General features: G+C 73.8%; 12 protein-coding genes and 1 tRNA gene. 3 read left to right on the forward strand and 10 right to left on the reverse strand.

Going from position 1 to position 14,192, the window contains the following annotated elements; translation table 11 throughout:
• Window positions 1-43: 43 nt before the first annotated feature.
• Window positions 44-3,355 carry a S41 family peptidase gene (locus tag IAG43_RS12930; protein WP_187740908.1) on the forward strand — a complete coding sequence of 1,104 codons (3,312 nt, stop codon included), beginning with the start codon at window positions 44-46 and terminating at the stop codon, window positions 3,353-3,355.
• A gap of 282 nt (window positions 3,356-3,637) precedes the next feature.
• On the opposite strand, the gene IAG43_RS12935 is transcribed toward IAG43_RS12930, so the two are convergent.
• The 3 genes from IAG43_RS12935 to IAG43_RS12945 are packed head-to-tail and all read right to left on the reverse strand — an operon-like array spanning window position 3,638 to window position 6,983.
• Window positions 3,638-4,519, reverse strand: coding sequence for an SDR family oxidoreductase (locus IAG43_RS12935; RefSeq protein ID WP_187740909.1), 882 nt, complete (start codon window positions 4,517-4,519; stop codon window positions 3,638-3,640).
• Window positions 4,516-5,424 (reverse strand): alpha/beta fold hydrolase, encoded by a 909-nt coding sequence (locus IAG43_RS12940; RefSeq protein WP_187740910.1) that lies wholly within the window; start codon window positions 5,422-5,424, stop codon window positions 4,516-4,518. Before IAG43_RS12940 ends, IAG43_RS12935 begins: the two co-directional genes overlap by 4 nt.
• Window positions 5,421-6,983, reverse strand: coding sequence for a flavin-containing monooxygenase (locus tag IAG43_RS12945; protein ID WP_246574274.1), 1,563 nt, complete (start codon window positions 6,981-6,983; stop codon window positions 5,421-5,423). The genes IAG43_RS12940 and IAG43_RS12945 overlap by 4 nt, the downstream gene beginning before the upstream one ends.
• Window positions 6,984-7,167: 184 nt before the next feature.
• On the opposite strand from IAG43_RS12945, the gene IAG43_RS12950 reads away from it, so the two are divergent.
• Window positions 7,168-7,800, forward strand: coding sequence for a MerR family transcriptional regulator (locus IAG43_RS12950; RefSeq protein WP_187744426.1), 633 nt, complete (start codon window positions 7,168-7,170; stop codon window positions 7,798-7,800).
• Window positions 7,801-7,875: 75 nt separating this feature from the next.
• Here the strand turns inward: IAG43_RS12950 and IAG43_RS12955 are convergent, their stop codons facing one another.
• Window positions 7,876-8,673 carry an exodeoxyribonuclease III gene (locus tag IAG43_RS12955; protein WP_187740911.1) on the reverse strand — a complete coding sequence of 266 codons (798 nt, stop codon included), beginning with the start codon at window positions 8,671-8,673 and terminating at the stop codon, window positions 7,876-7,878.
• Window positions 8,674-8,761: 88 nt separating this feature from the next.
• On the opposite strand from IAG43_RS12955, the gene IAG43_RS12960 reads away from it, so the two are divergent.
• Entirely contained in the window at window positions 8,762-9,247 is a 486-nt protein-coding gene (locus IAG43_RS12960) for a GNAT family N-acetyltransferase (protein WP_187740912.1), read from the forward strand.
• Between the two features lie 423 nt (window positions 9,248-9,670).
• On the opposite strand, the gene IAG43_RS12965 is transcribed toward IAG43_RS12960, so the two are convergent.
• From IAG43_RS12965 to glp, 6 genes are all read right to left on the reverse strand, one after another.
• Window positions 9,671-9,744 (reverse strand) — tRNA-Ala (locus IAG43_RS12965).
• 106 nt (window positions 9,745-9,850) lie between these two features.
• On the reverse strand, window positions 9,851-10,993 hold the full coding sequence (sepX, locus tag IAG43_RS12970) for a divisome protein SepX/GlpR (RefSeq protein WP_187740913.1): 1,143 nt from the start codon (window positions 10,991-10,993) through the stop codon (window positions 9,851-9,853).
• Between the two features lie 136 nt (window positions 10,994-11,129).
• A complete protein-coding gene (locus IAG43_RS12975) occupies window positions 11,130-11,783 on the reverse strand; it encodes a GNAT family N-acetyltransferase (protein WP_246574275.1) in 654 nt (217 codons plus the stop codon).
• The gene (locus IAG43_RS12980) at window positions 11,780-12,325 is read right to left on the reverse strand and encodes a MogA/MoaB family molybdenum cofactor biosynthesis protein (RefSeq protein WP_246574277.1); all 546 of its coding nucleotides are present in this window, start codon (window positions 12,323-12,325) and stop codon (window positions 11,780-11,782) included. The genes IAG43_RS12975 and IAG43_RS12980 overlap by 4 nt, the downstream gene beginning before the upstream one ends.
• Window positions 12,322-12,813, reverse strand: coding sequence for a cyclic pyranopterin monophosphate synthase MoaC (moaC, locus tag IAG43_RS12985; RefSeq protein ID WP_187740914.1), 492 nt, complete (start codon window positions 12,811-12,813; stop codon window positions 12,322-12,324). The genes IAG43_RS12980 and moaC overlap by 4 nt, the downstream gene beginning before the upstream one ends.
• A 73-nt stretch (window positions 12,814-12,886) precedes the next feature.
• The gene (gene glp / locus IAG43_RS12990) at window positions 12,887-14,188 is read right to left on the reverse strand and encodes a molybdotransferase-like divisome protein Glp (RefSeq protein ID WP_187740915.1); all 1,302 of its coding nucleotides are present in this window, start codon (window positions 14,186-14,188) and stop codon (window positions 12,887-12,889) included.
• Window positions 14,189-14,192: the final 4 nt, after the last annotated feature.

Raw genomic sequence — 14,192 nt, forward strand, 5'->3', positions numbered from 1 at the left:
GCCAGAAGTTGCCGCACCCCCTGGGCGCGGAAAGCATTGGGGGGTGAGTGACCACGGCGCGTATCTCCGTTTCCCGCACCTGCACGACGACGTGCTGTGCTTCGCCGCCGAGGACGACCTGTGGGTCGCCCCCCTGACGCCGGAGGGACAGCGGCCCGGCCGGGCCTGGCGGCTCACCGTGGACCGCACCAGAGTGGGGCACCCCCGCTTCTCCCCCGACGGCACCCGGATCGCCTACACGAACTGGCGCAGCCTCGACCCGGAGATCCACGTCGTGCCGGTCGACGGCGGCCCGGCGCGGCGGCTCGGCTACTGGGGATCGACCGACACACGGGTGTGCGGGTGGACCCCCGACGGGCAGATCCTCGCCGTCTCCTCCCACGGCCAGCCGTTCTCCTACTTCTCGTGGGCCTACAGCGTCCCCGTCGACGGGGCGCCCGGCGGCCGGCTGCCCTGGGGCCCGGTCTCCGACATCGCCGTCACCGACGTCGCGGACGCCCCCGCCCAGGCGGGCGGCACCGGATGCGAGCGGCGCACGCTGCTGCTGACCGGCAAGCCGCCGCACGAGCCGGCCGCCTGGAAGCGCTACCGGGGCGGCGCCACCGGCCGGCTGTGGCTGCACGGCGAACGGCTCCTGCCGGACATCGACGGCCACCTGGACTGCCCGATGTTCGTCCGCCGCCCCGGCGCCGCCCGCTGGGACCCGGACGACGGCGGGCGGATCGCGTTCCTCTCCGACCACGAGGGCGTCGGCAACCTCTACTCCTGCCGGCCCGACGGCTCCGGCCTGCTCCGGCACACCGACCACGACGCGTTCTACGCCCGGCACGCGTCCAGCGACGGCACCCGGGTCGTCTACCAGTGCGCGGGCGAGCTGTGGATCGTCGACGAGCTCACCGCCGGCTCCGTGCCGCGCCGCCTCGACGTGCGGCTCGGCGGCCCCCGCGCGGGGCGGCGCACCTACCAGGTGCCCGCCGCCGGGCACGTCGACTCCCTGTCCGTCGACGAGACCGGCCGGGCCAGCGCGGTCGGCGTCCGCGGCAGCCTGTACTGGCTCACCCACCGCGACGGACCGGCGCGGACCATCGCCGACACCCCGGGCGTACGGGTCCGGCTGCCCGAGATGCTCGGCAGCGGCGGCCAGGTCGCCTACGTCACCGACGCCGAGGGCGACGACGCCGTCGAGATCGCCTCCCTGCCGAGGGCCACCGGCGACCGGCCGCCGAGGCGCCTGGCCCAGGGGCTGCTGGGCCGCGTGCTGGAGATGACGCCCGACCCGGACGGCGAACGGATCGCGGTGGCCGCCCACGACGGCCGGCTGCTCCTCGTCGACACCTCCGAGGACGGCACCGGGGAGGTCACCGAGCTGGTCCGCTCGGCGAACGGGCCGGTGCGCGACCTCTCCTTCTCCCCGGACGGCGCCTGGCTCGCCTGGTCGCATCCCGGCGTGGGCCGCTCACTGCGGCAGATCAGGATCGCCAGGATCGCGGACCGCTCCGTCGTCGACGTCACCGACGGCCGCTTCGAGGACGAGAACCCCGTCTTCACCAGCGACGGCCGCTATCTGGCGTTCCTCTCGTGGCGCGGCTTCGACCCGGTCTACGACGTGCACACCGGCGACCTGTCGTTCCCGCTCGGCTGCCGCCCCTACCTGGTGACCCTCTCCTCGGCGACCCCGTCGCCGTTCGCCCTCACCCCCGAGGGCCGCCCGGCGGCGGGCGGCCTCGACCCGCTGGACGAGAGCGGCGACGGCACCGTGACGGTCGAGACGGAGGGCCTGGAGAACCGGGTGGTGCCGTTCCCCGTCACCGCCTCCAAGTACTCCGCGCTGCACCCCGTCAGCGGCGGCGGGCTGGTCTGGCTGCGCTGGCCGATCTCCGGCGCGCTCGGCGAGACGTTCGCCAACCCGGCCGACACCTCCGGACGCCCCACGCTGGAGCACTTCGACCTCCCGAAGGCGCGCAGGACCCAGCTCGTCGACCATCTGGACTGGTTCTCCGTCAGCAACGACGGCAGCCGCCTCGTCGTCTTCGACGAGGGCGAACTCCGGGCGGTGCCGGCCACCGAGACCGGCGACGGCGACTCCACGGTCTACCTGGACATGCGCCGCATCCTGCACGAGGTGGACCCGGCGGCGGAGTGGCGCCAGGCGTACGACGAGGCGGGACGCCTCATCCGCGCCTACTTCTGGGAACCGGGCATGTGCGGCATCGACTGGGACTCCGTCCTCGACCAGTACCGGCCGCTGGTCGAACGGGTCGCCTCGCCGGACGAGTTCGCCGACCTGCTGCGCGAGGTGCTCGGCGAACTGGGCACCTCCCACGCGTACGTGACACCGGCGCGGCGCAACGAGGGGCCGGCGCACTACCAGCGGGCGATGGGCCTGCTCGGCGCCAACCTGGTGTGCCGCGACGGCAGGTGGGTCGTCAAGCGCATCCTGCCCGGCGACTCGTCCGACTCGAAGGCGCGCTCCCCGCTGGCCGGCACCGGCATCCGCGAGGGTGCCGTGCTCACCCACGTCGACGGGCGCCCGGTCGACCCGGTGGCCGGCCCGTACCCGATGCTGTCGGCGGCCGGGGGCACCACGGTCGAGCTCACCTTCCGGTCGGCCGAGGGCGAGGGCCTCGCCCGCCGCGTGGCCGTGGTCCCGCTGGTCGACGAACGGCCGCTGCGCTACCAGGACTGGGTGGCGAAACGCCGCGAGGTGGTGCGGGAGCTCAGCGGCGGCCGGTGCGGCTATCTCCACATCCCCGACATGGGCGGCTCGGGCTGGGCCCAGTTCAACCGCGACCTGCGCCTCGAGGTGTCCCGCCCGGCGCTGATCGTCGACGTCCGCGGCAACGCGGGCGGGCACATCAGCGAACTGGTCGTCGAGAAGCTGACCCGCAAGATCCTGGGGTGGGACCTGACGCGCGACGCCCAGCCCGTGTCGTACGCCTCCAACGCGCCGCGCGGCCCGGTGGTCGCGATCGCGGACGAGGCCACCTCGTCGGACGGGGACATGATCACCGCCGCGTTCCGGCTGCTCGGTCTCGGCCCGGTCGTCGGCACCCGCACCTGGGGCGGCGTCGTCGGGATGACGGGGCGTCACCGGCTGATCGACGGCACGGTGATCACCGTGCCGATGAACGCGGCCTGGTTCGACGCGTACGGCTGGTCGGTCGAGAACCACGGCGTGGAACCCGATCTGTACGCGCTCCGCACCCCGCTGGACTGGGCGGAGGGACGCCACACGGACATGGACGACGCGATCCGTCTCGCCACGGACCTGCTCACGTCCTCCCCGGCGGCGCTGCCCCCGGACTACTCGGCCGTCCCGGACCTGCGCCGCCCGAAGCTGCCTCCGCGCGGCTGACCGGGGCTGCCTCCGCGGCCGGCCCGGACTGGCTCCGCGGGTGACCCGGGATGCCTTCGCGGCGGCTGACCGTGGCCGCCTCCGTGGCTGCCCCGGGGGCGGCGGGCGCGCCCCGGGAGCCCGTGCCCGCACGGGCGCGGGGCGACCTGGGCGCGGGAACGCGCCCGCTTGCGCGCCGGGCGCGAGCGGGCGTACGCGCTGCCGCGCCGGGGCGCCCACCGCCGGGGCGGGCGGCGCCCCGGCGGACGGGCCGCCGGCGCCGGGCGGTCAGCGGCCGGGCGGTCAGCGGTCGGCGGTCCGCCCGGCCTCGTCGGCCGCCCCGCCGGCGCCCACCAGCCCCTTCGACACGCCACCGAGCCGCGGCGCGAAGCGGCGCATCTCGCGCTGCCCGACCGTCGCGATGACCCCCGGCAGGTAGCCGCGCACCGACTGCATGCCGCGCAGCCACCACTGGGCGTACACATGGGCCGACCTGCGCTCGATACCGGCGACGATCCGGTCCACGGCGGGCCCGAGCGGATAGGTGCGGTTGGACGGCCACGGCAACCGCTGCCGCAGCTCCCGCATGACGTCGTCCTGGTCGGCGCCGCGCACCATGTCGGTGTCGGTCCACGACAGATAGCCGACTCCGACCCGCACCCCGCGGTAGCCGACCTCGGCCCGCAGACTGTGCGCGAAGGCCTCCACGCCCGACTTGGAGGCGCAGTACGCCGACATCATGGGCGCCGGCGTGATCGCCGCGAGCGAGGCGATCTGCAGGAAGTAGCCGCGGCTCTCCAGCAGGACGGGCAGGAAGGCCCGGCCGGTCACCGCGCTGCCGATCAGGTTGACCTCGATGACCCGCCGCCAGGCGACCGGGTCGGAGTCGACGAACGGGCCGCCCGACGCGACGCCCGCGTTCGCGACCACGATGTCGACCTTGCCGAACCGCTCCTTGACCTCCTGGGCGACCCGCGCCATCGCCTCGTGGTCGGTGACGTCCGCGTGCCAGGTGTCGCAGTCGGTGTGCAGCCGGGCGGCGACGTTCTTCAGCTCGTCCGGCTCCAGACCGACGAGCGCCACCCTGGCGCCGCGCGCCGAGAGCTTGCGGGCCAGCAGTTCGCCGACCCCGCGCGCGGCGCCGGTGACGACCGCGACCTGCCCTTCGAGGCTCCTCCTGCTCATGCCGCCTTCTCCTTCGTCGTCAGGTACGTGCCGGCCAGTTCACGGATCTTGGCGGTGACGAGCTCCGGGGCCTCGACCGGGGTCATGTGGCCCACGCCCTCCAGCTCGACGAGTTCGCGGCAGTGCGGGAGGTCGAGCGCGAGGCGCTTGGCGTGCACCAGCGGCGTCAGCCGGTCCACCGTGCCGGCGACGACCACCGTGGGCACGTCGAGCGCCCGCACCCCCTCGTCCAGATCGAGCTCGCCGAGCACCTGCGACCAGGCCACCCGGGCGGCGCGCGGGCAGGCGTGGACGATCCGGGAGCACTCGTCCACCCGTTCCGGGGCGGATCCGGGGCCCATCGTCCCGTAGCGCAGGATGCGCCGCGAGACCGGCGTGACCGGGCCGAGCGGGGCCCGTGCCCCGAGCACGAGACGGGTGAGCCGGGTCCGTGCCGGGCCCGCGCGCATCGGCAGCACCAGCGACTCCTCGACGAGCCGGGCGCTGCCCGTGCTGCACAGCAGGGCGGCGGCCGTGTGCGCGCGGAAGGCGGGCCTCGTGGCGGCCGCCATCATCGTCATGCCGCCCATCGAGTGGCCGCCGACGACGGCCTTCTCCCCAGGAGCGAGGACGGCCGTGAGCACGGCCTCCAGATCGTCGGCGAGCCGCTCGGGGCCGACGGCCCCGAGCGGGGTCCGGCCGTGGCCGCGCTGGTCGTAGGCGACGACACGGTGGTCCGTCGCCAGGTCGCGTATCTGGGCGGCCCAGAAGTGGGTCGAACAGGTCCAGCCGTGGGCCAGCACCACCGTGGGGGCGCCCTCGGGACCGTGGACCTCGACGTGCAGGCGCGAGCCGTCGGCCGACACGGCGGCCAGCTCGCGGGCGGCCACCGGCGGCGCGTCGGCGCGGCGGAGAAGGCGGCTCATGCGACGGCCTCCGTGTCCTTCGCGCCGCCCGCGGCGGCCTCGCCGGCCGGAACGGCGGTCCCCGCGGGGGCGAGCGGCCGGCGGGCCGCCCTGGTCACCTCGTACTCGGCCAGGTCGACCGAGCGGGTGGCGCTGCGGAACTCGGTGGTGGTGCCGGGCCAGATGGTGGTGTTGCGCCCGCTCGCGTCGAGGTACCAGCTGGTGCAGCCGCCGGTGTTCCAGACGGTGCGCTTCATCCGCTCCTGCACGCGGCGGTTCCAGGCGTGGACGGCCGACGGGCGTGCGGAGAGCACGCTGCCCTCGCCGAGGACGTCGAGCTGGCGCATGTAGTCGGCCATGTAGTTCAGCTGGGACTCGATCATGAGGATCATGGACGAGTTCCCGAGGCCGGTGTTGGGCCCGATGATCGTCATCCAGTTGGGGAAGCCGGCGGCGGTGGCGCCGCGCAGCGACTCCATGCCGTCCTTCCACGCCTCGGCGAGCGTGATCCCGTCGGCGCCGACGACCCGGTCCGCGATGGGCATGTCGGTGACATGGAAGCCCGTGCCGAAGACGATCACGTCGGCCTCGGTCTCCGTGCCGTCCGCCGCGACCAGCGTCGAGCCGCGCACCTCGCTCAGACCCGAGGCGACGACGTCCACATTGGGCTGCGCGAGGGCCGGGTAGTACGTGCTCGACAGCAGGATGCGCTTGCAGCCGATCCGGTACGAGGGCGTCAGCTTGGCCCTCAGCTCCGGGTCCTTGACCGCCTTGTTCATGTTGGCCTTGGCGAGCCGCTCGACCAGGCCGAGCTCGCCCGGCCGCTTGGTGAACGCCTGCACCTGGAGCTCCCGGATGCCCCACAGCAGGCCGCGCCGGGCCGTGCCGGTGAACGGCAGCTGCCGGTGCAGCCAGCGCTCGGCGCCGGAGATCCGGCGGTCCACCCGCGGCATCACCCACGGGGGCGTGCGCTGGAAGAGCGTCAGGGCGGAAACCTTCGGCTGGATCGCGGGCACGATCTGGATCGCGGACGCGCCGGTGCCGATCATCGCCACGCGCTTGCCGGTCAGGTCGTAGTCGTGGTCCCAGCGGGCCGAGTGGAACACCTTGCCGGGGAAGTCGGCCAGACCCGGGATGTCCGGGGTCTTCGGGTCGGACAGGGGGCCGGTGGCCGAGACCACGACGTCCGCGGTGAGCGAGCCCCGGGAGGTCTCGATCTCCCAGCGGGACGCCTCGGCGTCCCAGCGCATCATCAGCACCTCGTGGTTCAGCCGCACATGGGGGCGGATCCCGAAGGTGTCCGTGACGTGCTCCAGGTAGGCCCGGATGTGTTCCTGGCCGGAGAAGGTGCGCGGCCAGTCGGGGTTGGGCGCGAACGAGAACGAGTACAGGTGGGACGGCACGTCGCAGGCGCAGCCCGGATAGCTGTTGTCCCGCCAGGTCCCGCCCACCGAGTCCGCGCGCTCCAGCACGACGAAGTCCGTGATCCCTTCGCGGCGCAGCCGGACCGCGGCCCCGAGGCCGCCGAATCCGGATCCGATCACCGCCACTCGTACATGCTCGTGCTGCTGCTCGGTCATACCGCCGCCTCCTGCTGAAACCGCCGAACGTCCCGTGTAGCCGTTCCTTCTCGAACGCTGCCAGCAATCACTGGCATGGTTGGGAGAGTAGAGCAGCGGCTTACCGAGCGGTAGGGGTACGACCCCACAAGTTACCGGCGGTACAACATAGGCTTCGGGTGTGACTGGACCGCGTGAGTACCGCATGGAGGAGCTGGCCGCGGAGGCCGGCATCACGGTGCGCACCCTGCGCTTCTACCGGGAACGCGGGCTGATCCCGCCACCGCGGCGCGAGGGCCGCATCGCCTGGTACGACGAGCACCACCTGGCCAGACTGCGGACGATCACCGCCCTGCTGGAGCGCGGCCACACCCTCAACGGCATCGCCGACCTGGCCACGACCCTGGAGAGCGGCCGGGACATGGGCGAGGCCCTCGGGCTCGTCGAGCCCACCGAGGAGACCCCCGTCCGGCTCACCCCCGAGGCGCTCGCCGACTACTTCGAGGGCGAGGTCACGCCCGAGAACCTCGCCAAGGCGCTGGAACTCGGCTATCTGGCGATCGACGGCGACGAAATCGTCCACACCAGCCGCCGCCTGCTGGAGGTCTCCGCCGCGCTGGTCCGCGAGGGCATACCCCTGGCCGTCGTCCTGGAGTCGGGGCGGCGCATCCGCGAGCACACCGAGGCCCTGGCGGACCTCTTCTTCGACGCCCTCGCCGCCCACGCGAAGGAACCCGAGGCGGAGCGCCTGCGGCCCCTCGCCAAGAGCGTGGTGGACGCCGAGCTGTCGATGGCGATGGACCGCCGCCTCGCGGGCAACGGCTCCGACGACCGCTGACGGCGGCCGCCGCCGAGGGCCGCCGCCGAGGGCCGCCCGGCCGCGGGTCACCTCGGCCGGATCTCCGGCGACGCCTTACGGGCCGTAGACCGCGCTCACGGGGGCGTGGTCGCTCCACCGCTCCCCGTGCGTCGCGGCGCGCTCCACCCAGGCCTTCACGGCACGGCCCGCGAGGCCGGGCGTCGCCACCTGGAGGTCGATGCGCCAGCCGGTGTCGTTGTCGAACGCCCGCCCGCGGTAGGACCACCACGAGTAGGGGCCCTCCTGGCCGGGATGCAGCGCGCGCACCACGTCGACGTAGCCGGCCTCCTCGTACACCCGGGTCAGCCACTCCCGCTCCTCGGGCAGGAAGCCCGAGTTCTTCCGGTTGCCCTTGAAGTTCTTCAGGTCGGCCTCCTGGTGGGCGATGTTCCAGTCACCGCAGACCACCACCTCCCGGCCGTCCGCCGCCGCGCGCTCCTTCAGGCCCTTCAGGTAGGCGAGGAACTCCCCCATGAAGCGCGTCTTCTCGTCCTGGCGCTCCGTGCCGACCTCACCGGACGGCAGGTACAGGCTCGCCACCGTGACACCCGGCAGATCCGCCTCGATGTAGCGGCCGCTGCCGTCGAACTCGGACGAACCGAAGCCGACCTGCACCCGGTCCGGCTCGCGCCGCGTGAGCAGCGCCACACCCGCCCGCCCCTTGGCGGCGGCCGGCGCGTGCGCGGTGAACCAGCCCTCGGGGCTGCGCACCTCGTCCGGCAGCTGGGACTCCTCGGCCCGCACCTCCTGGAGGCAGACCACGTCCGCCGAGGTCCCGGCCAGCCAGGGGACGAAGCCCTTTTTCGCGGCGGCACGCAGTCCGTTCACATTCACGGAGGTCACGGTGAGCATTGCTGCACCCTACCCACCCGCGGCCCCCTCCCCGGCACGCGAGACCACCCTCCGGGGCGGTCGCCCGAATGGCCGTACGCTTTTCAACATGCAGCTCAGAGTCACCGCTTTCGACCACCCCGACGCCCTCACCCTCAACGACCAGGTGCAGCTGGAGTACGTCCGGCGCTACGGCGACGGCGAGGGCGACGCGACACCGCTGGACGCCACGATGTTCGTCCCGCCGAGTGGCCTGTATCTCATCGCCTACGACGGCGACCGCCCCTGCGCGACCGGCGGCTGGCGGACCCAGGACGAGAACCCGATGGGATACGCGAACGGCGACGCCGAGCTCAAGCGGATGTACGTGATCCCCGAGGCGCGCGGCCTGGGCCTCGCCCGGCGCATCCTCGCGGCCCTGGAGGAGGACGCCCGCGCGGCGGGCCGCACCCGGATGGTCCTGGAGACGGGCGACATGCAGCCCGAGGCGATCGCGCTGTACGGCTCCAGCGGTTACGAGACCTGCGCGAAGTTCGGCCACTACCGGTTCCACGACAGCAGCCGCTGCATGGCCAAGCCGCTCGCCGGGGTCTGACCTCCCGCCGGTCCCGCGGGGCCGGACGCACCGGCCCCGATGCACCGGCCCGCGGGCAGGGGCCCTCATGTACGGGCCCGGTTCCACCGGGCCGCTCCACCGACGGTGCGGCAGCCGACGGCAGGGCGGCGAGGCGCCAAGGCGCGGGGGTTCGTTCCCCGTTCGCCGGCCCGCGCGCCCCGGAACCTGACCGTGCGGGACAGACAGCACCCGCCCGCGGGGAGATCCGCGTCACACCCCCGGATCGGCGTGACGAAAGGAAGGGGGTTCCGTCCGGTCGGGGAGGTCCGGGACCCGGACTCCGGCCCGGGCTTCCGGGTCACGGCGCTCCGACACGGCCCGACGGACCGGGAGTTGACCGGCGCACCGACCCATGACGTGCCAAAGCCCCGATCGGTGACCCGATCGGGGCTTTGAGCTGCGTGGACCTGTGGGGATTTGAACCCCAGACCCCCTCGATGCGAACGAGGTGCGCTACCAGACTGCGCCACAGGCCCTTGCAACGAGTGAAACTCTAGCACCCCGAACGCGGTGCTCAAAAATCCGTATCCCGGCGGCGGGATCGCAGGTCACGTACGCCGCCGGGAGGGAACTCGGCGGGTCTCACTCGTTGGCCGCACGCGGGCGGTCGTCGTCCGCGTACTGGTCGAACAGCGGCGTGCGGCCCCGGTCGCGGGAGCGACGCTGCTGCGGCGGCCGCCGGCCGGCCGGCGACTCGGGCTGCGGCCGGTCGCGCGACTCGGCGTGCGGCTGCCCGGGCTGCCGGTCCGCGGGCCCGGCCGCGGACGAGCGGGCCGCGCTCCACGTCTCCGGGTCGGTGACGTCCACGCCGCTCGACGCCCGCGGTGCGACGGGCGCGGTGACGTACGTGGGCAGCGGCACGGGCACGGGGTCCCAGCTGTCACCCGCGACCGGACCGCGCTGGCGCTGCTGGTCCACCCACTCCGCGTGGTCGGTCTGCTCGACCAGGGCGCGACGCCCCGCTTCCTGGGGCGACACCACCGGCTCCGGATCGGGGTCGGCCTGCGCGACAGGCTCCTCGTCGGGCTCCGCGGCGCCCTCGTCGGGCTGGTGGCGCCGGGGGCGGTTCTCCCGCAGTCGCTGCGCCGCGGCCTCTGCCTGCCGCCGGTCCATGACGAACGCGAACCGGCGCCGCTCCTGCGTCCGCAGATGCACGATGTAGACGCTCAGGAGCACGGCGGGCAGCGCGGGCGCCCACAGGAAGCCGAGCCCGCCCACCGCGGCGACGACCGCGCCGGCGGTGAAGGCGACGAAGAGGAGCGTGGTCGTCCGTCTGCGCCGGGCCAGCACCTTGCCACGGCGCGCGCGCTCGGCCGCCGCGCGGTTCGGCCGGGGTTCCCTCCGCGCCCTGGCACCCTGGCGGGGGCGCGGCGGGGCGTCCGGGGACTCCGGCCGGGGCACGCCGGATGCCGCCCCCGCGGGGGCTGAGTCCGGGCGCATCTCGGTTCGGGGCGCGGCGAAGGCCCGGACGTCCACGGAACTCAAACGGTCCGTGGGCGCGTCCGGGTCGACGTCGTACTCGGGCTGCTCGGCGGTGCGTCCCCGCAGTTCCTTCGCGTACCGCCGCTCCATTCCCGCCCTGCCGGACAGCAGCCGGATGGCGGTGGAGAAGCGTTCCGTCGGACGGGCTTCGTTCAGCTCGTCCTGCCTGCGGAGCCACATCGGCACCAAGTAGGCGGCCCAGGCCCCGACGATGACTGCGTAGATGAGGCCGCTGCTGCTCACGCACCACACGGTAGAGGGATTCGCGCGGCGGCATCCGCCAATTGGCCCGGTGTGTCGCACGATCTGGCTGATATCACGGACTTTTTTTGTGATTACCGGGATCGCCGTGCGCGCTTCAGCGATTTATTTCGAACATTTATTTTATTTCTTGGGCGGTGCCGGGCGCCGGGCCCGGCCGGCTGCTCCGTCGTGCCTGGTGCCAGCGCCGGAGGAGCCCCTCGGGTGCCTCGTCGGCGGTCAGCGCGAAGACGAGATGGTCGCGCCAGGCGCCGTCGATGTGGAGATAGCGGGGCCGCAGCCCTTCCTCGCGGAATCCGAGTTTCTCCACCACCCGTCGGCTGGGGCCGTTCTCCGGGCGAATGCAGACCTCGATGCGGTGCAGCCCGACACCCCGGAAGCAGTGGTCCACGGCGAGGGCCACCGCTGTCGGCATCACGCCGCGGCCCGCCACCTCCCGGTCGACCCAGTAGCCCACATGGCCCGAGCACATGGAGCCCCAGGTGATCCCGGCGACCGTCAACTGGCCGACCAGACGGCCCTGGTACTCGATGACGAACGGCATCATGCGCCCGGCGTTCGCCTCGGCACGCAGGTGGCGCACCATCTGACGGTACGTCGGACGCTGCGCCACCGGGCCGCCCGGCGCCGGTGGCGGAATCGTCGCCTCCCAGGGGCGCAGCCACTCGCGGTTGCGGCGGTTGACCTCCCGCCAGATCCGCTGGTCGCGCATCTTTATCGGGCGGAGGACGACGTCGCCGTCCGCCAGGATCACAGGCCAGGTGAGGTTCATGAGGTGCGCGGCGCCTCGTCCTGTCCGGGGGGCTCGGGGGGCGCGGCGGGCGAGGGGTGGTCGCCGCCGCGGATCTGGTCCACCGCGTGCCGCAGCAGCGGCTCCAGCACGGCGAGACCGTCACGCACCCCACCGGTGGAACCGGGCAGGTTGACGATCAGCGTCCGGCCCGCGACACCGGCGGCACCGCGCGAGAGCGCGGCCGTCGGCACCTTCTCGCGGCCGAACGCCCGGATCGCCTCCGGGATGCCGGGGACTTCGCGGTCGAGCAGGGCCCGGGTGACCTCGGGCGTGCGGTCGGTGGGCGAGATCCCGGTGCCGCCCGTGGTCACGACGACGTCGTACGCGCCCGCGACGGCGTCACGGAGCGCCTGCCCGACGGGGTCGCCGTCGGGGACCACCCGGGGGCCGTCGACGGCGAAGCCCATGGTCCGCAGCGCTTCGGCGATCAGCGGGCCGCCCCGGTCCTCGTAGACGCCGGCTGCCGCACGGTTGGACGCGGTGACGACCAGGGCGCGGTACGGGGTGCCGGCAGAGCTCACGACGCCGCCCCTTCTCGGGACCAGTCGCCGGACTTGCCGCCGGTCTTCTCCTCGACCCGGATGCCGGTGATGACGGCGGCCTTGTCCACGGCCTTGACCATGTCGACGACGGTCAGCGCGGCGACCGAGACCGCCGTCAGCGCCTCCATCTCGACGCCGGTCCGGTCGGTCGTCTTCACCGTCGCGGCGATCTCGACCGCGTCGTCGGACACCGAGAGGTCCAGCTTCACCCCGGAGACGGCGAGGGGGTGGCACAGGGGGATCAGGTCGGGGGTGCGCTTGGCTCCCATGATCCCGGCGATCCTGGCCGTGGCGAGGGCGTCCCCCTTGGGCACTCCCTCGCCGCGCAGCAGTTCCACGACCTGTGGCGACACCAGGACCCGGCCCGTCGCCCGCGCGGTGCGGGCGGTCACGTCCTTCTGGGAGACGTCGACCATACGGGCCGCCCCCGCCTCGTCGATGTGCGTCAGCCTGCCTTGCGTGCTCATGTGCGCCTGTGCTCCCGATCCGGCCCCGCGAGGGCCTTGTGTGGGCAGACACGGTACCGCCACGGCGGGACCGTCACCCCAGGAGGACCACGTCGACATCGGCCCCGGGCTCCACGGAGGTGGTGGTCTCCGGGACGACGATCAGGCAGTCGGCGTGCGCCAGGGCGGCGACGAGATGGGAGCCGGCCCCGCCGACGGGAGCGACCCGGCCCGCCCCGGGGTCGTACGCACCCCGCAGGAACTGGCGCTTGCCGTCCGGCGAGGTCAGCGCCTTGTCGGCGGCGAGCACCGCGCGGGCCGTCGGCCGGTGGACGTCGGGCAGGCCCATCAGCGCCCGGATCGCGGGGCGGACGAACAACTCGAACGAGACATAGCTGGAGACCGGGTTGCCCGGCAGGGCGAGCAGCGGGGTGTGCTCGGGGCCGATGGAGCCGAAGCCCTGGGGCTTGCCCGGCTGCATGGCGAGCCTGCGGAAGTCGATGCCGCTGCCCGGCTCGTCCTCGTCGCCGACCGAGGCGAGTGCCTCCTTGACGACGTCGTACGCGCCCACGCTGACGCCGCCGGTGGTGACCAGCAGATCGGCTCGGATCAGCTGGTCCTCGATCGTGGACCGCAGCGTCTCGGCGTCGTCGGTGACCGCTCCGACCCGGAAGGAGATGGCGCCCGCGTCCCGGGCGGCGGCGGCGAGGGCGAAGCTGTTGGAGTCGTAGATCTGCCCCTCGGCCAACTTCTCGCCCGGCTGCACGAGTTCGCTGCCGGTGGACAGCACCACCACGCGGGGGCGCGGCCGGACCCGGACGGTGCCGCGGCCGATCGCCGCGAGCAGGCCGATCTGCGGCGGGCCGAGCACGGTGCCCGCAGCGAGGGCGAGGTCACCGGCCTGGACGTCGCTGCCGCGCGCGCGCACATGGGCGCGCTCCTCGGCGGGGCGGTGCACCCGTACCTCACCGCTCGCGTCCTCCGGGGCCTGTCCCGCCGGGCGCATGCTGCCGGCGGGCCCCCCGCCGGAGCCGCCGTCCGTCCACTCGACGGGGACGACCGCCTGGGCGCCCGGGGGCAGCGGGGCGCCGGTCATGATCCGTGCCGCCTGCCCCGGGCCCACCGTGGGCAGGCCGTCGCTGCCGGCCGCGACATCGCCGATGACCGTGAGCACGGCGGGGAACTCCTCGCTCGCCCCGGCGACGTCGGCGACCCGGACGGCGTACCCGTCCATCGAGCTGTTGTCGAACGGGGGCAGCGCGACCGGGACGGTGACGTCCTCGACCAGGACGCACCCCTGCGCGTCCGGCAGCTGCAGCTCGATCGGGTCGAGGGGCCGGATCGCGGAGAGGATGTCCTCCAGGTGGTCGTCCACCGACCAGATCGTGCTGCTCACGGTG

It is taken from the genome of Streptomyces genisteinicus, assembly GCF_014489615.1.
GTDB classification, from domain to species: Bacteria; Actinomycetota; Actinomycetes; order Streptomycetales; family Streptomycetaceae; genus Streptomyces; species Streptomyces genisteinicus.

Excerpts from the sequence above, each read along its gene's own strand:
- IAG43_RS12950 (WP_187744426.1), top strand. The coding sequence starts at position 7,168 with ATGGAGGAGCTGGCCGCGGAGGCCGGCATCACGGTGCGCACCCTGCGC.
- moaC (WP_187740914.1), bottom strand. The coding sequence starts at position 12,813 with ATGAGCACGCAAGGCAGGCTGACGCACATCGACGAGGCGGGGGCGGCC.
- IAG43_RS12935 (WP_187740909.1), bottom strand. The coding sequence starts at position 4,519 with ATGAGCAGGAGGAGCCTCGAAGGGCAGGTCGCGGTCGTCACCGGCGCC.
- IAG43_RS12955 (WP_187740911.1), bottom strand. The coding sequence starts at position 8,673 with ATGCTCACCGTGACCTCCGTGAATGTGAACGGACTGCGTGCCGCCGCG.
- IAG43_RS12940 (WP_187740910.1), bottom strand. The coding sequence starts at position 5,424 with ATGAGCCGCCTTCTCCGCCGCGCCGACGCGCCGCCGGTGGCCGCCCGC.
- IAG43_RS12945 (WP_246574274.1), bottom strand. The coding sequence starts at position 6,983 with ATGACCGAGCAGCAGCACGAGCATGTACGAGTGGCGGTGATCGGATCC.
- IAG43_RS12975 (WP_246574275.1), bottom strand. The coding sequence starts at position 11,783 with ATGAACCTCACCTGGCCTGTGATCCTGGCGGACGGCGACGTCGTCCTC.
- IAG43_RS12960 (WP_187740912.1), top strand. The coding sequence starts at position 8,762 with ATGCAGCTCAGAGTCACCGCTTTCGACCACCCCGACGCCCTCACCCTC.